Genomic DNA, 21,680 nt, shown 5'->3' with positions numbered 1-21,680 from the left:
GGTTCTGCTGAGACAATGCGGGCATGACTGACCGTCCCGGCACGACAGCCAGCATCGCGGCATACCCGATGGAGGCGCCGGCCTCGCAGGCCCTGCTCGACCGCGCCCTCGCGGTGACCCCGGGTGGCGTGAACTCGCCGGTGCGGGCCTTCCGCGCCGTCGGCGGCACCCCCCGTTTCATGGTGAGCGGCCACGGGCCCTACCTGCGCGACGCCGACGGTCGCGAGTACGTCGACCTGGTCTGCTCCTGGGGACCGATGATCCTCGGCCACGCCCACCCGGCCGTGCTGGAGGCCGTGACCACCGCCGCCGGCCGCGGCTTCTCGTTCGGCACCCCCAGCGAGAACGAGGTGGCGCTGGCCGAGGAGATCGTGGCCCGCGTCGAGCCGGTCGAGCAGGTGCGCCTGGTCTCCAGCGGCACCGAGGCGACCATGAGCGCCATCCGCCTCGCCCGCGGCTTCACCGGCCGCTCCGTCATCGTCAAGTTCGCCGGCTGCTACCACGGCCACGTCGACTCGCTGCTCGCCGCCGCCGGGTCCGGGGTGGCCACCTTCGCGCTGCCCGACTCCGCGGGCGTGCCGAAGGAGATGGCCGCAGAGACGATCGTGCTGCCCTACAACGACCTCGCCGCGCTCGAGGCCGCCTTCGCCGAGCGCGGGCAGGAGATCGCCGCCGTCATCACCGAGGCGTCGCCCGGCAACATGGGCGTCGTGCCGCCGGCCCCCGGGTTCACCGAGGGCCTGCGCCGCGTCACCACCGAGCACGGCGCGCTGCTGGTCTCCGACGAGGTCATGACCGGCTTCCGCTGCTCGGCCGCCGGCTGGTACGGGCTCGAGGGCCCGTATGCCGCGGGCGCGCCCGACCTGTTCACCTTCGGCAAGGTCATGGGTGGCGGCTTCCCCGCGGCCGCCTTCGGCGGCCGCGCCGACGTGATGGCGATGCTCGCGCCGCTCGGCCCGGTCTACCAGGCCGGGACGCTGTCGGGGAACCCGGTGGCGACCGCGGCCGGCCTCGCCACGCTGCAGCACTGCACCCCCGAGGTCTACGACCGGCTCACCACGGTGGCCGACACCCTGACCGCTGCCCTCGGCGACGAGCTGGGCAAGGCGGGCGTGCCGCACGTCATCCAGCGCGCCGGCAGCATGTTCAGCGTCTTCTTCCGCGAGGGCGCGGTGGTTAACTACGACGACGCCAAGGACCAGCACGTGCCCGCGTTCGCCGCGTTCTTCCACTCGATGCTCAGCCAGGGCGTGCACCTGCCGCCGAGCGCCTTCGAGGCCTGGTTCCTCAGCGCCGCCCACGACGACGCGGCCGTCGACCGCGTGCTGGCCGCCCTCCCGGCGGCGGCGTCGGAGGCCGCGGCGGCGTTTGCGAGAATCGACGCATGAGCGAGCCGGTGCGCACCGTCGTCCACCTCCTGCGCCACGGCGAGGTCCACAACCCCGAAGGGGTGCTCTACGGACGCCTCGACGGCTACCACCTCTCCGAGCTCGGCCGGCAGATGGCCGAGCTGGTGTCCCGGCACCTCGCCGACCACGACGTCACCCTGGTGGTCGCCTCCTCGCTGATCCGCGCGCAGGAGACGGCCGCCCCCGTGGCCGCCGCCCACGGGCTCGAGGTCACCGTCGACGACCGGGTGGTCGAGGCGGCGAACCGGTTCGAGGGCGAGCGGGTCAACGCGGGCCCGTCGGCCTTCGCCCACCCCCGTCACTGGGGCAAGCTCGTCAACCCGTTCAAGCCGTCCTGGGGCGAGGCCTACGCCGTCATCGCCGACCGGATGCTCGAGGCCATCGAGGCCGCCAAGGAGAAGGCTGCCGGGCACGAGGCGGTCATCGTCTCGCACCAGCTGCCGATCTGGACCGCCCGCAACCGGCTCATGGGCCGGCGCCTCTGGCACGACCCGCGCACGCGCCAGTGCTCCCTGGCGTCGCTGACCAGCCTCACCTACGCCGGCAGCGAGCTCGAGTCGGTGACCTACAGCGAGCCCGCCGGGTCGCTGCTTCCCCAGGCCCACCAGGGGGCCGGCGCGTGAGGTCTGCCGCGCTGGCGCTTGCTGGTGTGCTCGCCCTCTCGGCGGCCGCCTGCTCGAGCGACCCCAACAGCCTCGCCTCCCAGGCCAAGGCCGGCGACCGCAAGGGCTACGTCTCGGGTGACGGCAGCGTCGAGAACATCGCCCCGGGCAAGCGCCAGGTGCCGGTCAAGCTCAGCGGCAAGACCCTCGACGGCAAGGACTGGTCGCTCGCCGACGAGAAGGGCAAGGTCGTCGTCGTCAACGTCTGGGGCTCGTGGTGCGGGCCCTGCGTTGCGGAGGCGCCGGACCTGCAGAAGGCGTGGGGCAGCATCTCCAAGGCCGGCAAGCCGGTGCAGTTCATGGGCATCGACTTCCGTGAGGCCCCCGAGCGCGGCGCCGCCTTCGCCAAGGCCAAGAACATCACCTACCCGTCGCTGACCGACGAGTCCGGCGTGCTCATCCTCGCGCTGCAGGGCAAGGCGCCGACCGTGCCGACCACGCTGGTGCTCGACAAGACCGGCCGCATCGCCGCCCGCGTCAACGGCGAGACCAGCACCTCGACGCTGACCGGGCTCGTCGACGACGTGCTCGCCGAAGGCTAGGCGGGCCTCCTCCCATGCTGTTCGACGTCGTCGACACCGTGACCGCGGGCGCCCTGCCCGTGGCCCTCGCCGTCGCGCTGCTCGCCGGGCTGGTCTCGTTCGCGTCGCCCTGCGTGCTGCCGCTCGTGCCCGGCTTCCTCGGCTACGTCACCGGACTGGGCGACGTCGCCCTCGCCAAGCGGGCCAGGAGCCGGATGCTGCTCGGCGCACTGCTGTTCGTGGCCGGCTTCAGCGCCGTCTTCATCGCCACCACCGCCTTCCTCGCCTCCGTCGGCGCGACGCTGGTCGAGCACCGCACCCTGCTCATGCGGGTCGGCGGCGTGCTCGTGATCCTCATGGCCCTCGTCTTCCTCGGCGCCGGCACCCAGCGGGAGCTGAAGCTGCACGTCAAGCCCGCCGCGGGCCTGGCCGGGGCACCCCTGCTCGGGGCGGTGTTCGGCATCGGCTGGGCGCCGTGCACCGGCCCCACCCTCGGCGCGGTGATGCTCCTCGCGACGACGACGGGGGACCAGCAGGCGGTGACCCGCGGGATCGTCCTGGCGGCGGCATACTGCCTGGGCCTCGGCCTGCCGTTCCTCCTCATCGCCGGCGGCTTCTCGCGGTGGGGCCGGGTGTCGGCCGCACTGCGCCGGCGGCAGCGGCTCATCCAGCTGCTCGGCGGCGCGCTGCTGCTCGCCGTCGGCGTGCTGATGGCCAGCGGCGTCTGGGAGGACTGGACCCGTGCCCTGCAGACCGAGCTCGTCAACGGCTTCCGGACGGTGATCTGACCTTGGCCACCCAGACCCCCCTCAGCACCCAGCCGGCGCCACCCGACGAGCCGGTCAACCAGCCGCAGCTCGGCCTGGTGGGGTGGCTGCGGTTCGCGTGGCGGCAGCTGACGAGCATGCGCACCGCGCTGTTCCTGCTGCTGCTGCTCGCCGTCGGCGCGGTGCCGGGCTCGATCTGGCCGCAGCGCAGCATCGACTCGGCCCGCACCGCCGACTACATCGCGCAGCACCAGACCCTCGGGCCCGTGCTCGACCGGCTCGGGTTCTTCGAGGTCTACGCCTCGCCGTGGTTCGCCGCGATCTACCTGCTGCTCTTCATCTCGCTCGTCGGGTGCGTGCTGCCGCGCACGAGGCTGCACTGGCGCGCCATGCGCTCGACGCCGCCGCGCACCCCCGCCCGCCTCGAGCGGCTCTCCGCGCACGCCACCGCCGAGGTCGAGGCGACCCCCGAGGAGGCGCTGGCGGCCGCGGAGGCGGTGCTGCGCAAGCGGCGCTTCCGGCTGCACCGCCACGACCAGACGTCGGTCAGCTCCGAGCGTGGCTACCTCAAGGAGACCGGCAACCTCGTCTTCCACCTCGCGCTCATCCTCGTCATCGTGGGCGTCGCCATCGGACACCTGCTCGGGTGGAAGGGCGACGTCATCGTGCCGGTCGGGCAGGGCTTCGCCAACACGCTCTCGCGCTACGACACCTTCAGCCCCGGCCCGTGGGTCAAGCCCGAGAACCTCTCGCCCTTCTCCCTCAAGCTCGACCGGCTCGACGCGAAGTTCGAGGAGAACGTGACCGGCCGCGGCCAGTTCGGGCAGCCGCGCGACTTCACCGCGCACGTCTCGGTGGCCGACCAACCCGGCGCCAAGCCCCACGAGGAGACCGTCAAGGTCAACCACCCGCTGGAGATGAAGGGTGCCTCGGTCTTCCTGCTCGGCAACGGCTACGCGCCCGTCATCACCGTGCGCGACAAGGAGGGCAACGTCGTCTACCGCGACGCCACGCCCTTCCTGGCGCAGGACAACAACTACAAGTCCGTCGGCGCCGTGAAGGTCACCGGCGCCACCCCGAAGCAACTCGGCTTCTTCGGCCTGTTCCTGCCCACCGCCGTGATCACCAAGGACCAGGGGCCGACGTCGATCTTCCCCGACGCCAAGAAGCCGGCCCTCGCGCTCGGGCTCTACGAGGGCAACCTGTTCCCCGACGGTCGGCCCCAGTCGGTCTACACCCTCGACACCAAAGAGCTGACCCAGATCAAGAACGCCAAGGGCACCGAGCCCCTGCGCATCTGGCTCGAGCCGGGCCAGACCTTCGAGCTGCCCGGCGGCCGCGGCAGCATCACCTTCGACGGCGTCGAGCGCTTCGCCGGCCTGTCGATCCGCTCCGACCCCGGCAAGGGGCTCACCCTCGTCGCCGCGCTCCTGGCGCTGGCCGGCCTCATCTCCAGCCTCGTCGTGCGCCGGCGGCGGGTCTTCGTACGGGTTTCCCCCGCGGCCGAGGCGGGACGTACCGTGGTCTCCGTCGGCGGCATGGCCAAGGACGACGACGACACACTCACCGAGGCGGTCGAGGACATCCTCGCCGCCGTGCAACGACGGACGGGCACATCGCGATGACGAACGAGACCCTGGCCCAGTACGCCAACCTGGCGCTCTACTCCGCCATGGCGGTCCTGACGGTCGCCATGCTCGGCTACGCCCTCTACCTCGCGGCCCTCGTCCCGCACCGCGACCGCAAGGCGGCGCTCGCCGCCGAGGCCACGCGGAGCCGCGACGAGGAGCTGGTGGGCGCCGGGACGGGCGCCGGTATGCCGGGTGGCCCGGTCGCCGGCCCTGGTTCACCCAGCGCCGCGTCACCTGCTGCGTCGGCGGCCGCCGACGGCGAGGCGGACGACGTGCCCCTGCGGGCCCGCAAGGCCGCCGGCATCGCCGGCACCATGACGTGGCTCACCGGCTTCCTGCTCGTGGCCTCCATCGCGCTGCGCGGTGCGTCGGTGCACCGGTGGCCGCTCGGCAACATGTTCGAGTTCGCCGTCTTCGGGTCCATGTTCACGGTGCTGGCGTTCTCGATCTGGTCGACGAAGCGCGACCTGCGCTGGCTGGGCCTGCTCGTCACCGGCCCGGTGCTGCTGACCCTCGGCCTGGCCATCACGGTCTGGTACACCGAGGCCGCCGAGCTCCTGCCGTCGCTGAAGAGCTACTGGCTGGTCATCCACGTCACCGTGGCCACCCTGTCGGTCGGCATCTTCGCCATCGGCGCCTCGGCCGCGCTGATCTACCTGCTCAAGGACAGCTTCGAGCGCTCCGGGCGGGCGTCGGTGCTCGACCGCTTCCCGCCTGCGCGCAGCATCGAGCGGCTCTCCTACGGCCTGCACGTCGTGGCGTTCCCGCTGTGGACGTTCACCGTCATCGCCGGTGCCATCTGGGCCCGTCAGGCCTGGGGTTCCTACTGGAACTGGGACCCGAAGGAGGTCTGGACCTTCGTCATCTGGGTGGTCTACGCGGCCTACCTGCACGCCCGTGCCACCAGCGGTTGGAGCCGGCAGGGGGCCAACTACATCGCCCTCGCAGGCTGGGCCTGCATCATCATCAACTACACGGTGGTCAACGTGTTCTTCGTCAGCCAGCACTCCTACTCGGGGCTGTGAGATCCGATGGTTCGTTACTCGCTCCTGCGCATCCTCATCTTCTTCGGCGTCATGTCGGCGCTCTGGCTGCTCGGCCTGCGCGACCGTGACCAGCAGATCCTGCTGCTGGTGCTCTCGGCGCTGATCTCCATGGCGATCTCGGTCGTCGTCCTCAGGCGGTTCCGCGAGGACTACAGCCAGCAGCTGGCCGAGCGCCTCGAGCGCCGGGTCCAGGCCAAGCAGCAGCGCGGCGACCTCGACGAGCAGGCCGAGGACGCCGAGGACGAGAGCCGCGACAGCGGCCCCGTCGAATACCGCTAGGCCGGACGGCTCGGCGGCTGCGGGGCCGCAGGGGGCGTCGGGGGCGTCGGCTCAGGTCGGTGCCGGAGCCAGCGCGCTCAGACCGGTGACCAAGCCGGCGCGCTCAGGCGACCCAGAGCCCGGTCGCGAGCAGCACGGCATACGCGACCTCGAAGAGGCCCGTCGCCGCGAGCACGGGCACCAGCGCGAGGCCGGTCGCGCCCGAGCGCAGCACTTGCAACGGCTTCCACGCCACGCCGAAGGCCAGCAGCGCCAGCAGCGCCCACGGGTGGGTGAACGCGATGCCCACCACGGCGAGGAGCGCCACCAGCAGCAGCGCGGCATACAGCAGGCGCGTGCCGCGGTCGCCGAGGCGCACGGCGAGGGTCACCTTGCCCGTCGCACGGTCGGTGGGGATGTCGCGCAGGTTGTTGGCGACGAGGATCGCCGACGCGATGGCGCCCACGCCCACGGCCCCGAGCACGCCGACCGTGGTGACCTTGCCTGCCTGGGTGTAGAGCGTGCCGAGCGTCGCCATGAGCCCGAAGAAGACGAAGACGTAGACCTCGCCGAGGCCGCGGTAGCCGTAGGGGTTGTCGCCGCCGGTGTAGCGCCACGCCGCCAGGATCGCGAGGGCTCCGAGCGGGATCATGATCCACGCCGCGCTCAGGGCGACCAGGGCCAGGCCGACCAGGGCGGCGAACCCGAAGAACGAGAACGCCATGAGCTTGACGTTCTCGGGGTCGGCCTTGTGCTGGCCGACCAGGCGCACCGGACCGACCCGGGAGGCGTCGGTGCCGCGGATGCCGTCGGAGTAGTCGTTGGCGTAGTTGACCCCGACCTGCAGGCACACCGACACCACGAGGGCGAGCAGGGCGAGGGCGAGGTTGGCCTTGTCGACGGCGGCTGCGGCGCCGGTGCCGACGACGACGGGGGCGATGGCGGCGGGGAGGGTGCGCGGTCGGGCGCCCTCGATCCACTGGGCGATGGTGGCCATGGGGGTGCTGGTCTCACTCGGTTGTGCGAAGGGGTGGGTTGCGCCACGACGCTGTGACGGCGGGGTGCAGGGAGCTGCTGGTGGCGGCTCGGCTGCTGGCTACAGGTTACGGAGGAAGTCCGGGTCGTCGTCGGGGCCACGCGGGGCGGAGGGCCGCTGACCCGGTCCGCGGGTGGGCCACTGGCCCTTCGGACGGCCGGCGATGAACCAGGCGAGCGGCCCGGCCACGGCGAAGAGCAGGATCAGGAAGACCCAGACCAGCTTGGGCAGGTTGCGCACCCGGTCCTCCTCGGTCTGGATGCAGTCGACCGCGGCGTAGACCGTCAGGGCGATGCCCAGAAGCCAGGGAAGCACGCGCAGCATGGGTCAATCGTGTCACGAGGAGTCGGCGAGGAGGGCACGCAGGGCGGCCCGGTCGGGCTTGCCGGGCCCGCGCAGGGGCAGCGTGTCGACGACGGCCACCCGGCGCGGCAGGGCATGGCCCGGGAGCGCGTCGCGCAGGGCGTCGCGGACGTCGGCGAGGCCCGGGGCGGGGGACCCGTCGGCGAGCACGAGCGCCGCCGCGACGACCTCGCCCCACTCGGGGTCGGCCACGCCGACGACGGCGCACTCGGCCACGTCAGGCAGCCGCGAGCCGATGGCCTCCTCGACCAGCCGCGGCGCCACCTTGAGGCCGCCGGTGGTGACGAGGTCGTCGATGCGGCCGTCGACGTGCCAGCGGCCCTGCGCGTCGAGGTGGCCGACGTCGTCGGTGGTGAACCAGCGCGTGCCGTCGGGGTCGGTGGTGAAGGCCTCGCGGGTCAGGTCCGGCCGCCCGAGGTAGCCGGCGGCCAGGGTGTCGCCGCCGAGCTGGATCCGGCCGTCGGTGCCGGCCCGCGCCCGGCTGCAGCTGAGCGGCAGCCCGTCGTAGACGCAGCCGCCGGCGGTCTCGCTCATGCCGTAGGTCGTGGTCACCCGCACCCCGGCCTCCCGTGCCCGGGCGAGCAGGGCGGGGGCAGTGGCGGCGCCGCCCACGAGCACGGCGTCGAAGCGGCGCAGCGCCTCGGTGCCCCCCTTGTCGGCGAGCAGGCGCACCAGCTGGGTGGGCACGACGGAGGTGTAGCGGCGCCCGCTGTCGAGACCGGTGTCCAGCCCGGCGTCGAGGCCGGCGGCGGCCTCGGCGAACGCCGCCGGGGTGAAGCCGGCCGACAGGTCGGCGACGACCGGCCGCGTGCCCGCCACGATCGAGCGCACGAGCACCTGGATGCCGGCGATGTGGTGCGCCGGCATGGGCAGCAGCCACTGGCCCGGTCCGCCGAGCCGCTCGTGGGTGGCCGTCGCGCTGGCCAGGAGGGCGTCGCGGGTGAGCATGGCCAGCTTGGGGCTGCCGGTCGACCCCGAGGTGCCGACCACCAGGGCCAGCCCGTCGGGGAGGGGACCACCCGCGTCGGGGGCGGTGGGCGCCTGCGCGCCCGCGGCATACGGCATGACCGCCGGGCCGCCGTCGAGGGCGGCGCGCAGGGCGGGGAGCACCTGCGCCGCGGCGGTCCCGGAGGGGACCTCGAGGGGCTGCAGGCGCGTCACCCGGTCAGGGTATGCCGCCCGTGGCCGCCCGCTGGACGGCGCCCGTCGTCGGCGGGACCATGACTTCTGTGGAGGGTGACTTCGCCGCCTACCTCAAGCGGGTGCAGGCCCACCGCTCGGAGCTGCGCGACTCCGTGGCGGCGGTGGATGACGCCCTCGCCACGCCGGTCGCGCGCCGCGACCAGTGGCTGGAGCGGGTGCACGCGGCGCTGGCGGAGCTCTCGCACGACTTCCGCGAGCACATCGCGCTCACCGAGGGCGAGGGCGGGCTCTACGAGGACGTCGGCCGCACCGCGCCCCGCCTCACCGGCCAGGTGCGCCGGCTCACCGACGAGCACGGCCTGTATGCCGCCCACCTCGACAGCCTGCTGGCCCGCCTCGACGGTGACGGACCGGTCGGCGACCTGCCCACGTTCCGCGAGGAGGTCACCACCCTCATGGGCCAGCTCGTGCGGCATCGGCAGCGGGGCGCGGACGTGGTGTTCGAGGCCTACGAGGTCGACATCGGCGGCTCGGAGTAGCTCAGGTCAGCGGTAGCTCAGGTCAGCGCGACGAGGGCGGTGACCGCCACGGCCACCGTGGCCACGATCTCTCCCATGCCAGCCTGCTTCGGCGAGATGCCGAACGCGGGGGCGACCGCCGCACGGATCGTGAGGAGGGCGAAGACGGCCACCAGGGCGCCGCTCACGGGGATGAGCGCCAGGGTGGCGGCCCCGTGGAAGCCGACCGAGAGCCAGTAGTGGCGTTCGCTGCCGCGCTCGCGGATGAGGGTCTTGACGTAGAGCACGGTGCCGGCGAAGTAGGCCGCGAGCACCGCCGCGAGCAGCCACGCTGTCGCCCAGTGGGTGCCCCCGCCCGCGTCGTAGGCGACCACCGTCATCAGGCAGGAACCCACGGTCGTGGCCAGCCCACTGACCAGCGCCCGCTCGTGGCGGGTCGCGGAGGCGGCGAGACCGATCGCCAGTGGCGGCACGAACAGGGGCGCCCAGACGGCCAGACCGGCGTCGAGCACGAGCACCAGCGCACCGAGCGCCAGCGTGGCGACCCCGTAGGCGCGCACCGGCGGGAGGTAGCGGGCCTTGCGCCGCGACTTCAGCCACAGGCCGGTCGCGAAGAAGGCGAAGTAGCCCACGACCCAGAAGGCGGCCAGCGGCAGGTGCACCCACCGTGGCTCGCTCGCCAGGACGCCGACGAGCAGCGGCGTGGCCAGCATGGCCCAGGCGCCGTGCTGGTTGGGTACCCAGCCGGGCGACCGCTTCCGCCGCGGCTTTGCTGCCGCCTGGGACGTCTGCGCCGGCTGCTGAGCTGCTCTCGTGCTCACCCTGCCATATTAACCCGGCCTGAGCCGTGGAAAATCTGCCGTCGCCGGAGCAGGCGCCGACCCGGTCAGAAGTACCAGGGGAAGGGGGACCAGTCGGGGTCGCGCTTCTCGAGGAACTGGTCGCGGCCCTCGACGGCCTCGTCGGTCATGTAGGCCAGCCGGGTGGCCTCGCCGGCGAACACCTGCTGACCCATCAGCCCGTCGTCCACGAGGTTGAAGGCGAACTTCAGCATCCGCTGCGCCTGCGGGCTCTTGCCCATGACCTCCCGTGCGACGGCGAGCGCCTCGGTCTCGAGGTCGGCGTGGTCGGCCACGAGGTTGACCGCGCCCATCCGGTGCATGTCCTCGGCGGAGTAGGTGCGGCCGAGGAAGAAGATCTCGCGGGCGAACTTCTGCCCGACCATCTTCGCGAGGTAGGCCGACCCGTAGCCGCCGTCGAAGGAGCCCACGTCGGCGTCGGTCTGCTTGAACCGCGCGTGCTCACGGCTGGCGATCGTCAGGTCGCACACGACGTGCAGGGAGTGCCCCCCACCGGCCGCCCACCCGTTTACCACGGCGACGACGATCTTGGGCATGGTGCGGATGAGGCGCTGGACCTCGAGGATGTGCAGCCGTCCGCCCATCACCTTGACCCGTGCCTCGTCGACGGTGTCGGCGGTCTCGCCCGTGGCGTACTGGTAGCCCGAGCGCCCCCGGATGCGCTGGTCGCCACCGGAGCAGAAGGCCCACTTGCCCGCCGACCCGGTGCCCTCCGGTCCCGGGCCGTTGCCGGTGAGGAGCACGCAGCCGACGTCGGGGGTCATGCGGGCGTGGTCGAGCGCCCGGTAGAGCTCGTCGACGGTGTGCGGACGGAACGCGTTGAGCACCTCGGGGCGGTTGAACGCGATGCGCACCGCACCCACCTCACGCGCCCGGTGGTAGGTGATGTCGGTGAAGCCGAAGCCCGGCACCTCCTCCCACGCCGCCGGGTCGAAGGTCTCGCTCACGCTGTTCTGCTCGCTCACCCGCGCGAGCCTAGCCGGGCGCCCGAAAAGCGGTGGTGGGTGTCGGTGCCACGTCGTAGCGTCCCGGCATGGCTCTTCGCTGGTACTCCGTCGTCGTCGACTCCCATGACATCGCCGCCCAGGCTCGCTGGTGGGCCGAGGTCCTCGACTTCGTCATCGTCTACGAGGACGAGCACGAGGTCGCCATCATCCCGAAGCACCTCAGCGTCGACCCCATCACGGACGGGCGCGAGTGGATGAGGCAGCCGCAGGGGCTGGTGTTCGTGCCCGTGCCGGAGGGCAAGACGGTCAAGAATCGGCTGCACATCGACCTCGCACCGCACACCAGCCAGGACCGCGAGGCCGAGATCGCCCTGCTGCTCGACATGGGTGCCACGAGGGTCGACGTCGGCCAGCCCGACGACGTGACGTGGACCGTGCTCGCCGACCCCGAGGGCAACGAGTTCTGCGTGCTCTCCTCCCGCGACCGCTGACGCACGGCGCTCCTGGCGCGACCACTGGTCGCAGGTTCTCCCTCGTCGGGCGACGAGGCGTCTCGAAGGTGGTGTCCGATATGGATCGGTTTGTCGTGAATCGGTAACGTGCTCGGCACTGTCAGCGCCGACTCGAGGAGCCCCTTCATGGCCACCCAGACCTCCGCCCCCGTCGACGAGGGGACCAGACCCACCTGGAAGCTGGTCGGCCCGGGACTCGTGGTCGCGGCCACCGGTGTCGGGGCCGCCGACCTCGTGGCCACGCTGGTGGCCGGCAGCAAGTACGGCTACGCGCTGCTGTGGTGCGTCGTCGTCGGCTGCGTCATGAAGATCGTGCTCGTCGAGGGCGCCGGGCGGTACTCCTTGGCCACGGGGCGCACCATCTACGAGGGCTGGTCCAGCCTCGGGAAGTGGACGCACTGGTACTTCGGCCCGTACATCGTGGTCTGGGGCTTCGTGTACGGCGCCGCTGCGATGGCCGGCACCGGCCTCCCGCTGCACTCGCTGCTGCCGTTCCTGTCGGTGCCCGCGTGGGGCATCCTCTCCGGGCTCATCGGCCTGGCCCTGGTCTGGTGGGGCCACTACGGGCTGTTCGAGAAGATCTGCGCGGCGCTCGTCGGCATCATGTTCGTCACCATGGTGGGTGCCGCCATCATGACCGTGCCCAACATCCCCGAGCTCGTCACCGGCCTGGTGCCGCTGATCCCGGACGGCGGACTGGTCAACGTGCTCGCCCTGGCTGGCGGCGTCGGCGGCACGATCACCCTGGCCGCCTACGGCTACTGGATTCGCGAGAAGGGCTGGACGACCACGCGGCACATGGGTGTCATGCGGCTCGACAACACCGTCGCCTATGTCGTCACCGGCCTGTTCGTGCTGGCCACGCTCATCGTCGGCGCCGAGCTGCTCTACTCGGCGAGCGTCGCGATCAAGACCGGCGACCAGGGGCTGCTCGACCTCTCCAACGTGCTGGCCGACCGCTACGGCGTCTGGTCCGGCAAGGTGTTCCTCGTCGGCTTCTGGGCCGCCGCGATGTCCTCGCTCGTCGGCGTCTGGAACGGCGTCTCGATGATGTTCGCCGACTTCGTGGGCCACGTCCGCGGTCACGGCGCCGACCACCCGGACAGCCGCCTCGGTGGGCGGTACTACAGGGCGTACATCCTCTGGCTCACCTTCCCGCCGATGGTCATGATGTTCCTCGGCAAGCCGGTCTACCTCATCCTCGCCTACGGCGTGCTCGGTGCGTTCTTCATGCCGTTCCTGTCGGTGACCCTGCTCTGGCTGCTGAACACCGACCGGGTGCCCCGCGAGTGGCGCAACAAGGTGCCCTCGAACGTCGCCATGGTGCTGTGCGCGCTGGCCTTCATCGCGCTCGCCGTCAACGAGCTCCAGAAGGCGGTCCGCGGCGCCTGACGTGGTTGGCTGACCTCCATGACTGACCCCGCGCAGCCCGGTCGTGCCGACGTCGACCTCGACGCCGTGCTGACCGGGCTGCGCGTCGTCGCGATCCCGATGCGGGTCCGCTTCCGCGGCGTCACGCTGCGCGAGGCGGCCCTGCTGCAGGGTCCGGCGGGGTGGGGGGAGTTCTCGCCGTTCCTGGAGTACGAGCCGCGCGAGGCGTCGCGGTGGCTGGCCGCAGCCGTGGAGTCGGCCTGGCGGGGCTGGCCGGAGCCCCGGCGCGACTCGGTGCCGGTCAACGCGACGGTGCCCGCCGTGCCGGCCGAACAGGTGCCGGCGGTGCTGGCCCGGTTCGACGGCTGCCGCACGGCCAAGGTCAAGGTCGCCGAGCGGGGACAGACGCTGGCCGACGACGTGAGCCGGGTGGCGGCCGTGCGCGACGCGATGGGTCCGGCGGCACGGGTGCGGGTCGACGCCAACGGCGCCTGGGGCGTCGACCAGGCGCGCTACGCGCTCGGAGCGCTCGCGGCATACGACATCGAGTATGCCGAGCAGCCCTGCGCCACCGTCGCCGAGCTCAAGGAGCTGCGGCTCGCCCTGGCCCGGGCAGGGATCGACGTGCCAGTCGCCGCCGACGAGTCGATCCGCAAGGCGGAGGACCCGCTGCTCGTGGCGCGGGAGCAGGCGGCCGACATCGTGGTGGTGAAGGTCGCGCCGCTCGGGGGCGTGCGACGCGCTCTCGAGGTCGTGCAGGAGTGCGGCCTGCCGGCGGTGGTCTCCTCGGCGCTGGACACCTCGGTGGGCATGGCCGCCGGCGTGGCCCTCGCCGCGGCCCTGCCCGACCTGCCGCACGCCTGCGGGCTCGGCACCGTCGCCCTGCTCGAGGGGGACGTGGCGACCGACCCGCTGGTGCCCCGCGGCGGCGAGCTGCCCGTGCGACGAGTGGCCACGGACGAGGGCCTCCTCGAGCGGTGGGCTGCGCCGGCCGACCGGCAGGCGTGGTGGCGCGAACGCGTGCGCGCCTGCTGGGCCGAGCTGCAGCGCACCTGACCACGGCATCCCGTGGGCCGCGTGCGGCCGGCTCGGCGTGCCGACGACGACAGGACGGGCCCGGCTCCGGCCAATACAGTCGGGACCGTGAACATCGTCTTCGTCGAGCCGAACTTCCCGGCGAACCAGCGACGGTTCGTGCACGCGCTCGCCGCGGTCGGTGCCAACGTGATCGGCGTCGGCGAGTCCGACGAGTGGGCGCTCGGCGACGAGCTGCGCGGCGCGATGGGGGGCTACCACAAGGTCGGCTCGGTCACCAACGTCGAGGAGATGACCCACGCGGTCCGCCACATCCAGTCACAGCTCTGGGTCGACCGGCTCGAGGCCACCGTCGAGGCGCACACGATGCCGGCGGCGCAGGTGCGCGAGGCCACCGGCATCCCCGGCACCAGCGTGCGCACCACGTGGCTGTGCCGCGACAAGCCGTCGATGAAGGAGGCGCTGCGGCAGGCCGGGGTGCCGACGGCCGCGTCGGCAGCCATCGAGTCCGCGGCAGAGGCCCACGACTTCGCCGAACGGGTCGGCTACCCGCTCATCCTCAAGCCCCGGGCGGGCGCCGGCGCCCAGGGGACCACGCGAGTGGACTCCGACCAGGAGCTGGACCACGCACTCGGGATCTTCGGCGGCGAGGGGGCCGCCTCCATCGCCATCGAGGAGTTCGTCGAGGGGCACGAGGGCTTCTACGACACCATCGCCGTCGACGGGCACGTCGCCCACGACTGGGTCACGCACTACTACCCGAACGTGCTCGAGGCCATGCGGTACCGCTGGATCTCGCCGCAGTTCGTCACCACCAACCGCATCGACGACGCGCCCTTCTACGGCGAGGTGCGCGAGCTCGGCCAGCGGGTCATCGAGGCACTCGGCATCGGCACGTCGGCCACCCACATGGAGTGGTTCCACGGGCCGAAGGGGCTGCGGTTCTCCGAGATCGGCTGCCGCCCACCGGGCGTGGGCTGCTGGGACCTGTACTCGGCGAGCAACGACGTCGACGTCTACCGCGAGTGGGCCCACGTCATCACGCACGGCACCACCGACCAGCCGATGCGCCGGCTCTACTCCGCCGGCATCGTCGCGCTGCGCCCGGACGCCGACGGCCAGATCCGCGGCTACAGCGGCATCGAGGAGATCCAGGCCCGCTACCGCGACTGGGTCATCGACGGCCACTTCCCGCCGGAGGGCCAGCCGACCCAGCCCGTCGAGGCCGGCTACATGGCCAACGCGTGGGTGCGCATGCGCCACCCCGACTACGACACCCTGCGCGGCATGCTCGACGACGTCGGCCAGACGATCCACGTCTACGCCGGCTGACCCGTGCCCGCCGCCACCGTGCTGCTGGGTCCGCAGCGCTTCATGACCACGGCCGGCTCGACGCTGCGCGCGCTCGCCGTCGAGGGGCCGGTCGCGACCATCACCGCCGGGTGGGAGGAACGTGAGGACCAGGACGGTGAGCTGGGCGAGGTGCTCGACGGCCGCAGCCGCAACCTGAGGCTCTGGCACCGCACCTTCGACGTGCTCGGCAAGGACGAGCGGTTCGCCGCCGCCGCGATCGCGTTCCGCGACCGGCACGACGAGCTCCAGTCCTTCTACCGGCTGCGCCTCGAGGGTGCGCTGGAGACCGTGTATGCCGTGCAGCGCCGGTCATCCACACACGGCACCGCCGCGGCGGCGCTCGACGACGCGGTCGCAGCCGTCCGGCACCTCGACGACTGGTACTCCGCCCAGCTGAAGGACCTCTACCGCGAGTTCGACGCGCAGGCGCCCGCACAGGAGAGCGAGCTCATCGCCTGGCACCGCGGCGAGCTCGCGGGGATGCTCGCCGACAGCGCCGCGCTCGTCATCACGGGCGGCCACGTCGGCTCCCTGCTGCGGGCGCTGCGGCTGTTCGCCCTGCCGATCAGCCCGGAGCTGCCCGTCATCGCCTGGTCGGCCGGCGCGATGGCCCTCACCGACAAGGTCGTGCTCTTCCACGACCACGCGCCGCAGGGCTCGCACGAGGCGGAGGTCTACGACCGCGGCCTCGGGCGGGTGCCGGGCATCATCGCGCTGCCGCACGCGCGGCGCCGGCTGCGGCTCGACGACAAGAAACGCTGCGGCGTGCTGGCCCGCCGGTTCCCGCACCACCGGCTGCTGCTCCTCGACGACGGGACCTCCGCGGTGTTCGACGGCGGCACGTCCGTGGCGTCCGGCGGTGAGGTGGGCGCGGGCGGCGAGCACGCGGCATACGGGCCCCTCCCGCACGGCGTGCGGGTCCTGACCACCGACGGTGTGGTGCAGGAGGTGGTGGCCCCGTGAGCGAGCGGCGGATGGCCATCAACCGGCTGCGCGACCGGCTGCCCGTCGACGCGGCCGCCGTCGACCGCTTCGTCGCGCGGCACGGCTCGCCCATCGTCGAGGGCGAGCGGGCGACGTTCCTCTTCCGCGGTGAGGCCGACGGTGTCTCGGTGCGGCACCGGGTGGTCGGGCTGCCGGACCCGCTCGAGATGCGGCGGGTCGAGGGCACCGACCTGTGGGCGACCAGCATGGTGCTGCCCGAGGGGTCCCGCGTCGAGTACCAGCTCGAGACCCGCCACGGCGAGCACCACGAGCGGTTCAACGACCCGCTGAACCCGCGGGTGGCGCACAGCCCGATGGGGTCGAGCTCGGTGTGCGCCGCCGTCGGCTACGCCATGCCGGAGTGGGTGCACCACGACCCGGAGGCGCGGCCCGGCGAGCTGCACGAGGAGGTGGTGCGCAGCAAGGCCCTGCGCCGCGAGCAACCCGTCCACGTCTACCTGCCGGCCCGGTTCCACCCGGCCATGCGCTACCCGCTGCTGGTGGTGCACGACGGCACCGACTACCTGAACTTCGCAGCCATGAAGACGGTGCTGGACAACCTGATCCACCGCCTCGACGTCGCGCCGCTGGTGGTCGCGTTCGTGCCGCCGCGCGACCGGCTCAAGGAGTACCCGAACCACGCACCGCACGCCCGGTTCATCGCGCGCGAGCTGGTGCCCCTGCTGACCGATCGGCTGCCACTGCTCGACGCGCCCGAGGGCCGGTGCCTCATGGGCAGCAGCTTCGGCGGCATCGCGTCGCTGTCGACGGCGGTGCGCTACCCGGGCATGTTCGGTTCCCTCCTGCTGGAGTCGGCCTCGCTCGTCTTCACCGACATCGGCTTCGAGCACGGCGGCGGGCCCTACTTCGACCCGGTCGTGAAGTTCGTCAACCGCTACCGCGCCCGTCCGACCCGGCCGGTGGAGCGGGTCTTCATGTCGTGCGGCACCTACGAGCCGCTCATCACGCCGAACCGCTCGATGGTGCCGGTCTTCCGTGCCGCTGGGATGACGGTCAACTACACCGAGGCCCGCGACGGCCACAACTGGGAGAACTGGCGCGACCGGCTCCGCGAAGGCCTGTCGTGGGTGTTCCCCGGGCCGCAGAAGTACGTCTACGAGTAGGAGAGACCCGTGAAGGTCACCGAGCGCTGGTTCTCGCACCGCATGCACCGCGACATCACCCTGGTGCGGTGGGGCCACTTCGGCACGCCGGTACTTCTCTTTCCGACGGCCGGGGGAGACGCCGAGGAGGTCGAGCGCAACCAGCTGCTCGCCCACCTCGCGCCGCTCATCGAGGAGGGCCGGGTCAAGGTCTACTCCTGCGACAGCGTCGCCGGCATGGCGCTGGTGCGACGGGAGGGGTCGCCCGAGCACCGGATGTGGCTGTTCAACCAGTTCCACGACGCGGTCGCCCACGAGGTCGTCCCCGCGATCCACGCCGACGTGCGCGGAGCCCTGCCGATCGTGACGGCCGGTTCGTCGATCGGGGCGTTCAACGCGCTCGCGATGACCTGCCGGTTCCCACACCTGTTCGGCGCGGCGATCTGCATGAGCGGTACCTACCGGCTGGAGACGCTCATCGGTGGCCCCGTCACCGAGGACCTCTACTTCGCCTCGCCAATGCACTTCCTGCCCGGGCTGGAGGGTCCCCAGCTCGACGAGCTGCGGCGGCGGTTCGTCGTGCTGGCGTCGGGCACCGGCGAGTGGGAGGACATCGGCGAGGCCTGGGCGATGGCGCACGTGCTCGGCGCCAAGGGCGTGCCCAACCGGGTCGACGACTGGGGGCCGGCGTATCCCCACGACTGGGCGACCTGGTGGCAGATGCTGCCGGTCTACCTCGACGAGCTGGTGCCGTGACGGGCGCGCATGACCTCCGGGCGGCCCTGGCCCGCGCGGTGCACGACGGTATGCCGCGTGCCCGCGCCGACCTCGAGGACCTCGTGGCCTTCCGCTCGGTCGCGAACCCGGAGATCGAGCCGGCAGACGAGTGCCACCACGCGGCCGCGCTGGTCGCCTCCCTGCTGGTGGAGGAGGGGTTCACCGACGTCGACCAGCTGCCGGCTCCGGACGGCTCGACGGCGGTGGTCGCGCGCAGCGCCGCCCCTCCGGGCGCGCCGACCGTGCTGCTCTACTCCCACTACGACGTCGTGCCGGCCGGCGACCCGCAGGCCTGGGAGACGCCGCCCTGGCAGCTCACCGAGCGCGACGGCCGTTGGTACGCAAGGGGATCCGCCGACTGCAAGGGCAACTTCGTGGCGAGCCTGCTGGCACTGCGGGCGCTCGCGCACGTGTGTGGCGAGTGGCCGGTGGGCGTGGCCGTGCTGTGCGAGGGCTCGGAGGAGCAGTCGAGCGGCGGCACGGAGGCCCTCGTGCGCGAGCGGCCCGAGCTGGTGCGATGCGATGCCCTCGTGCTCGCCGACACCGGCAACGTCGAGCTCGGCCTGCCCACGGTGACGACCTCGCTGCGCGGCACCGGCAGCGTGCTGGTGACCGTGCGCACCATGGAGCGGCCGGCCCACTCCGGCATGTACGGCGGCGCCGTGCCCGACGCCCTGCAGGCGCTGCTGATGACGTTGGCCACCCTGCGCGACGAGACCGGCGAGACGACCGTCGACGGCCTCGACCACCACGGCACGTGGCAGGGCGCCCCGCTCGACGAGGAGCGGCTGCGCGCCGACGCCGCGCTGCTCGAGGGCGTCGACCCGCTGCCGGGTCGGGACGCCGGCCCTGCCGACCTGCTGTGGGCCCGCCCAGCCGCCACCGTGCTGGCGATCGACTGCCCACCGGTCTCGCAGGTGACAGCGGCGGTGCAGGGGGAGGCGCGGGCCGTGGTGAACCTGCGGGTGCCGGCCGGCACCGATGCCGCGCACGCCCAGCAGCTGCTGACCGACCACCTGGTGCGCCACACGCCCTTCGGCGCCCACGTCGACGTCCGCCCGGTCTCGCTCGGCCAGCCGTTCGAGGCACGCACCGACGGCCCGGCATACCGAGCCATGACCCGCGCCATGCGCGACGCCTTCGGCCGCGACGTCGTGACCACCGGCCAGGGTGGCTCCATCCCGCTGGCCACCGCCCTCGCCGAGCTGCTGCCCGACACGGAGATCCTCCTCCTCGGGGTGGAGGAGCCCGGCTGCCGCATCCACGGACCCAACGAGAGCGTCGACCCCGACGAGCTGCGCCGCACCGCGCTCGCGCAGGCGCTCTTCCTCGCCGACCTCGGCGGGCTGCTGGAAGGAGACGACCGATGAGCGTGCGCTGGGTGTGGCTGTTCCTCGACCTGCCCGAGCGGGACTTCGACACGGCCGTGGAGTTCTGGCGGCAGGTGACCCGCACCGAGCTCTCCGCGTGGCGCGGGGAGCACGGCGAGTTCGCGACGCTGCTGCCTACTGAAGGGGACCCGTGGCTGAAGGTGCAGCGCGTCGGCGGCGAGGGCGGCATCCACCTCGACCTCGACGTCGACGAGCCGCTGCCGGAAGCGGCGGAGCGCGCGGTGTCACTCGGCGCCACGGTCGTCGGAGACCTCGGTGACGTCATCGTCTGCCGCTCACCGGGTGGGTTCGTCTTCTGCCTCACCCGGTGGTCGCCGGACCCTCTCGCGCGCGGCCAGGTGCGCGCCGGCGTCGAGAGCCTCGTCGACCAGGCCTGCCTCGACGTCCCCTCCAGCCGGTATGCCGCCGAGCTCGCCTTCTGGTCGCAGCTCACCGGGTGGGCGGTGGACGACCCCGACCCCGACGACGAGTTCGCGCGGCTCGCCTGGGTCGACGGCACACCCGTGCGCTTCCTCCTGCAACGGCTCGACGAGGAGGAGGGGACGGTGCGCGGACACGCCGACCTCTCCGCCGTCGACCCGGCGGCTGAGGTGGCGCGGCACTGCGGCCTCGGGGCGCGCGTGGAGGGGCCGGGCGACGGCTGGACCGTCCTGCAAGGGCCTGCCGGGCACCGCTACTGCGTCACCGAACGGGACCCGCGGCAGGGGCCACCGGGCGCACACTGAGAGGAGAGTCCGGGCACGGGGGCCGGGGCCGGGGAGGTCAGGGGGAGCCATGCGCACGACGATCATCTGGGCTGCGCACCCCGACGACGAGGTGCTGTACACCGGCGCCTACGTCGCCATGTGCGTCACGCGAGGCGACCGGGTGGTGCTCGCGGCCGTCACGGACGGTGAGGGTTCCGGGGCGAAGCCGAGCAGCTGGACCGTCGACGACCTCAAACGGGTGAGGACGGCGGAGCAGCGTGCTGCCTGGGAGTACCTCGTGCGGACCGCCGCCGTCGACATCCGCCGCCTGGGCCAGCCGGACGGCTCCGTCTCGTCGAGCGTGGTGCAGGTCTACGCGTCTGCGCTGGAGAAGATCTACGCCCCGGACGTCGAGCACTACATCTGCGGGCACGCGGCGTCGGCGCACCCGGACCATAGGGCCATCGTTGCCGGGGTCAGGGCAGCCGCCGTGCGGGTGCTGCGCTTCACCCGGGCGCCGGACGAGACCGCCGGCGGGACCACCTACACACCGACGGGCGCCAACCTCACGGCCGTGCAGCTGGCGGTGGGCGCGTACCGTGCGTTCGGGCAGACCAGCGTGCCGGGAGAGTTCCAGGCGTTGCGCACCATCGGCTACGTCTCGCGCGCCTTCGCCCAGGTGACCTGAGGCGGTCGGGCGCAGGTTCGGACATGCCTGTGGCCCCGCCGGTGGTGGGCGGGGTGTGGGGCGGGGTCACGCTGGCTCCTGCGCCGCACGCCTGGCGAGCAGCTCGTCGTAGGAACCCGGCGTCAGGTCCCACTCAACCCGTTCCCCGAACGACCCCTGCACGACTCGGCCGGCCAGACGCCGGCTGTGCACGATGGTGTGGTGCCGCTCGCAGAGCAGGGCCCCGTTGTCCAGGTCGGAGGGGCCGAGGTCGGCCCAGTGCACCAGGTGGTGGGCGTCGGTCCACTGCGGCGGTGCCCCGCAGCCGGGGTAGGTGCAGCCGCCGTCGCGCAGCCAGAGCCGTTTGGTCTGGGCGTCGGTGAAGAAGCGTTTCTCGATGCCCCAGTCCATGACCTCGCCGTCGGCGCCGAGGACGATGGGGATGACGGACCCGTCGCAGCACAGCCGTCGAACGGTCTCGGGGGGCAGGTGGGTGCCGGCATCGAGCCCACCGAGGGTGGTGGCGGCCCCGAGCCGGTCCTTGAGGTCGTCGTAGCTCATGGTGAGCAGCAGGGTGGTCTTGTTGGTCTTGCCGACCTCGTCGCCGGCCGCGACCGCACGGCGGACCAGGGTGAGCAGG

24 protein-coding genes are annotated in these 21,680 nt (G+C 72.6%); 18 read left to right on the top strand and 6 right to left on the bottom strand.

What is annotated here, in order from left to right; translation table 11 throughout:
- Positions 1 to 23 precede the first annotated feature (23 nt).
- From hemL to BMW78_RS18785, 7 genes are read left to right on the top strand one after another with little or no spacing between them, the layout of a single operon-like run.
- Positions 24 to 1,388, top strand: a complete 1,365-nt coding sequence (gene hemL, locus BMW78_RS18815; RefSeq protein ID WP_245735995.1) for a glutamate-1-semialdehyde 2,1-aminomutase — start codon at positions 24 to 26, stop codon at positions 1,386 to 1,388.
- On the top strand, positions 1,385 to 2,032 hold the full coding sequence (locus BMW78_RS18810; RefSeq protein ID WP_091762879.1) for a histidine phosphatase family protein: 648 nt from the start codon (positions 1,385 to 1,387) through the stop codon (positions 2,030 to 2,032). Before hemL ends, BMW78_RS18810 begins: the two co-directional genes overlap by 4 nt.
- A complete protein-coding gene (locus BMW78_RS18805) occupies positions 2,029 to 2,613 on the top strand; it encodes a TlpA family protein disulfide reductase (protein WP_091762877.1) in 585 nt (194 codons plus the stop codon). The genes BMW78_RS18810 and BMW78_RS18805 overlap by 4 nt, the downstream gene beginning before the upstream one ends.
- Before the next feature lie 14 nt (positions 2,614 to 2,627).
- Positions 2,628 to 3,380 carry a cytochrome c biogenesis CcdA family protein gene (locus BMW78_RS18800; RefSeq protein ID WP_091762875.1) on the top strand — a complete coding sequence of 251 codons (753 nt, stop codon included), beginning with the start codon at positions 2,628 to 2,630 and terminating at the stop codon, positions 3,378 to 3,380.
- Positions 3,381 to 3,382: 2 nt separating this feature from the next.
- A complete protein-coding gene (gene resB, locus BMW78_RS18795; protein WP_245735993.1) occupies positions 3,383 to 4,984 on the top strand; it encodes a cytochrome c biogenesis protein ResB in 1,602 nt (533 codons plus the stop codon).
- On the top strand, positions 4,981 to 6,015 hold the full coding sequence (gene ccsB / locus BMW78_RS18790; RefSeq protein ID WP_091762873.1) for a c-type cytochrome biogenesis protein CcsB: 1,035 nt from the start codon (positions 4,981 to 4,983) through the stop codon (positions 6,013 to 6,015). Before resB ends, ccsB begins: the two co-directional genes overlap by 4 nt.
- 6 nt (positions 6,016 to 6,021) lie before the next feature.
- Entirely contained in the window at positions 6,022 to 6,315 is a 294-nt protein-coding gene (locus BMW78_RS18785) for a DUF4229 domain-containing protein (RefSeq protein WP_091762871.1), read from the top strand.
- Between the two features lie 103 nt (positions 6,316 to 6,418).
- Here the strand turns inward: BMW78_RS18785 and BMW78_RS18780 are convergent, their stop codons facing one another.
- From BMW78_RS18780 to menE, 3 genes are all read right to left on the bottom strand, one after another.
- The gene (locus BMW78_RS18780; RefSeq protein WP_091762869.1) at positions 6,419 to 7,291 is read right to left on the bottom strand and encodes a 1,4-dihydroxy-2-naphthoate polyprenyltransferase; all 873 of its coding nucleotides are present in this window, start codon (positions 7,289 to 7,291) and stop codon (positions 6,419 to 6,421) included.
- 99 nt (positions 7,292 to 7,390) lie between these two features.
- Complete coding sequence (locus BMW78_RS18775) at positions 7,391 to 7,654, bottom strand: PLD nuclease N-terminal domain-containing protein (protein WP_091762867.1); 264 nt, start codon at positions 7,652 to 7,654, stop codon at positions 7,391 to 7,393.
- Between the two features lie 12 nt (positions 7,655 to 7,666).
- Complete coding sequence (gene menE, locus BMW78_RS18770) at positions 7,667 to 8,854, bottom strand: o-succinylbenzoate--CoA ligase (protein ID WP_091762865.1); 1,188 nt, start codon at positions 8,852 to 8,854, stop codon at positions 7,667 to 7,669.
- 59 nt (positions 8,855 to 8,913) lie between these two features.
- On the opposite strand from menE, the gene BMW78_RS18765 reads away from it, so the two are divergent.
- Positions 8,914 to 9,375 carry a hemerythrin domain-containing protein gene (locus BMW78_RS18765; RefSeq protein ID WP_245735992.1) on the top strand — a complete coding sequence of 154 codons (462 nt, stop codon included), beginning with the start codon at positions 8,914 to 8,916 and terminating at the stop codon, positions 9,373 to 9,375.
- Positions 9,376 to 9,392: 17 nt separating this feature from the next.
- Here the strand turns inward: BMW78_RS18765 and BMW78_RS18760 are convergent, their stop codons facing one another.
- Both BMW78_RS18760 and BMW78_RS18755 read right to left on the bottom strand, forming a co-directional pair.
- Positions 9,393 to 10,175 carry a YwiC-like family protein gene (locus BMW78_RS18760; protein WP_143056344.1) on the bottom strand — a complete coding sequence of 261 codons (783 nt, stop codon included), beginning with the start codon at positions 10,173 to 10,175 and terminating at the stop codon, positions 9,393 to 9,395.
- Between the two features lie 65 nt (positions 10,176 to 10,240).
- Positions 10,241 to 11,179, bottom strand: coding sequence for a 1,4-dihydroxy-2-naphthoyl-CoA synthase (locus BMW78_RS18755; protein WP_091762860.1), 939 nt, complete (start codon positions 11,177 to 11,179; stop codon positions 10,241 to 10,243).
- A 68-nt stretch (positions 11,180 to 11,247) separates the two neighbouring features.
- On the opposite strand from BMW78_RS18755, the gene BMW78_RS18750 reads away from it, so the two are divergent.
- From BMW78_RS18750 to BMW78_RS20940, 10 genes are all read left to right on the top strand, one after another.
- The gene (locus tag BMW78_RS18750) at positions 11,248 to 11,652 is read left to right on the top strand and encodes a VOC family protein (RefSeq protein WP_091762858.1); all 405 of its coding nucleotides are present in this window, start codon (positions 11,248 to 11,250) and stop codon (positions 11,650 to 11,652) included.
- 147 nt (positions 11,653 to 11,799) lie between these two features.
- Positions 11,800 to 13,065: an Nramp family divalent metal transporter gene (locus BMW78_RS18745; RefSeq protein WP_091762856.1), complete on the top strand. Its 1,266-nt coding sequence runs from the start codon at positions 11,800 to 11,802 to the stop codon at positions 13,063 to 13,065.
- Between the two features lie 18 nt (positions 13,066 to 13,083).
- Positions 13,084 to 14,100: an o-succinylbenzoate synthase gene (locus tag BMW78_RS18740; protein WP_091762855.1), complete on the top strand. Its 1,017-nt coding sequence runs from the start codon at positions 13,084 to 13,086 to the stop codon at positions 14,098 to 14,100.
- An 87-nt stretch (positions 14,101 to 14,187) separates the two neighbouring features.
- Positions 14,188 to 15,411, top strand: a complete 1,224-nt coding sequence (locus tag BMW78_RS18735) for an ATP-grasp domain-containing protein (protein WP_091762853.1) — start codon at positions 14,188 to 14,190, stop codon at positions 15,409 to 15,411.
- 3 nt (positions 15,412 to 15,414) lie between these two features.
- Positions 15,415 to 16,395 carry a type 1 glutamine amidotransferase family protein gene (locus BMW78_RS18730; protein ID WP_245735990.1) on the top strand — a complete coding sequence of 327 codons (981 nt, stop codon included), beginning with the start codon at positions 15,415 to 15,417 and terminating at the stop codon, positions 16,393 to 16,395.
- A complete protein-coding gene (locus BMW78_RS18725) occupies positions 16,392 to 17,540 on the top strand; it encodes an alpha/beta hydrolase-fold protein (protein ID WP_245735988.1) in 1,149 nt (382 codons plus the stop codon). Before BMW78_RS18730 ends, BMW78_RS18725 begins: the two co-directional genes overlap by 4 nt.
- Positions 17,541 to 17,549: 9 nt before the next feature.
- Positions 17,550 to 18,275, top strand: coding sequence for an esterase family protein (locus BMW78_RS18720; protein ID WP_091762851.1), 726 nt, complete (start codon positions 17,550 to 17,552; stop codon positions 18,273 to 18,275).
- Complete coding sequence (locus tag BMW78_RS18715) at positions 18,272 to 19,666, top strand: dipeptidase (RefSeq protein WP_245735986.1); 1,395 nt, start codon at positions 18,272 to 18,274, stop codon at positions 19,664 to 19,666. Before BMW78_RS18720 ends, BMW78_RS18715 begins: the two co-directional genes overlap by 4 nt.
- Complete coding sequence (locus BMW78_RS20945; RefSeq protein ID WP_091762850.1) at positions 19,663 to 20,412, top strand: VOC family protein; 750 nt, start codon at positions 19,663 to 19,665, stop codon at positions 20,410 to 20,412. The genes BMW78_RS18715 and BMW78_RS20945 overlap by 4 nt, the downstream gene beginning before the upstream one ends.
- A 49-nt stretch (positions 20,413 to 20,461) precedes the next feature.
- Positions 20,462 to 21,061, top strand: a complete 600-nt coding sequence (locus BMW78_RS20940; protein WP_091762848.1) for a PIG-L family deacetylase — start codon at positions 20,462 to 20,464, stop codon at positions 21,059 to 21,061.
- A gap of 66 nt (positions 21,062 to 21,127) precedes the next feature.
- Here BMW78_RS20940 and BMW78_RS18700 read toward each other — a convergent pair.
- Positions 21,128 to 21,680, bottom strand: a 553-nt coding sequence (locus BMW78_RS18700) for an HNH endonuclease signature motif containing protein (protein WP_143056342.1), incomplete at its 5' end; no start/stop codon positions are given.

The organism is Pedococcus cremeus, from assembly GCF_900111375.1.
In the GTDB taxonomy this organism is placed as follows: Bacteria; Actinomycetota; Actinomycetes; order Actinomycetales; family Dermatophilaceae; genus Pedococcus_A; species Pedococcus_A cremeus.
The sequence above is the reverse complement of the archived record's forward strand: the minus strand, read 5'-3'. Positions and strand labels throughout refer to the sequence as shown.

Excerpts from the sequence above, each read along its gene's own strand:
- hemL (WP_245735995.1), top strand. The coding sequence starts at position 24 with ATGACTGACCGTCCCGGCACGACAGCCAGCATCGCGGCATACCCGATG.
- BMW78_RS18810 (WP_091762879.1), top strand. The coding sequence starts at position 1,385 with ATGAGCGAGCCGGTGCGCACCGTCGTCCACCTCCTGCGCCACGGCGAG.
- BMW78_RS18800 (WP_091762875.1), top strand. The coding sequence starts at position 2,628 with ATGCTGTTCGACGTCGTCGACACCGTGACCGCGGGCGCCCTGCCCGTG.
- ccsB (WP_091762873.1), top strand. The coding sequence starts at position 4,981 with ATGACGAACGAGACCCTGGCCCAGTACGCCAACCTGGCGCTCTACTCC.
- BMW78_RS18785 (WP_091762871.1), top strand. The coding sequence starts at position 6,022 with ATGGTTCGTTACTCGCTCCTGCGCATCCTCATCTTCTTCGGCGTCATG.
- BMW78_RS18780 (WP_091762869.1), bottom strand. The coding sequence starts at position 7,291 with ATGGCCACCATCGCCCAGTGGATCGAGGGCGCCCGACCGCGCACCCTC.
- BMW78_RS18775 (WP_091762867.1), bottom strand. The coding sequence starts at position 7,654 with ATGCTGCGCGTGCTTCCCTGGCTTCTGGGCATCGCCCTGACGGTCTAC.
- BMW78_RS18765 (WP_245735992.1), top strand. The coding sequence starts at position 8,914 with ATGACTTCTGTGGAGGGTGACTTCGCCGCCTACCTCAAGCGGGTGCAG.
- BMW78_RS18750 (WP_091762858.1), top strand. The coding sequence starts at position 11,248 with ATGGCTCTTCGCTGGTACTCCGTCGTCGTCGACTCCCATGACATCGCC.
- BMW78_RS18745 (WP_091762856.1), top strand. The coding sequence starts at position 11,800 with ATGGCCACCCAGACCTCCGCCCCCGTCGACGAGGGGACCAGACCCACC.
- BMW78_RS18740 (WP_091762855.1), top strand. The coding sequence starts at position 13,084 with ATGACTGACCCCGCGCAGCCCGGTCGTGCCGACGTCGACCTCGACGCC.
- BMW78_RS20945 (WP_091762850.1), top strand. The coding sequence starts at position 19,663 with ATGAGCGTGCGCTGGGTGTGGCTGTTCCTCGACCTGCCCGAGCGGGAC.
- BMW78_RS20940 (WP_091762848.1), top strand. The coding sequence starts at position 20,462 with ATGCGCACGACGATCATCTGGGCTGCGCACCCCGACGACGAGGTGCTG.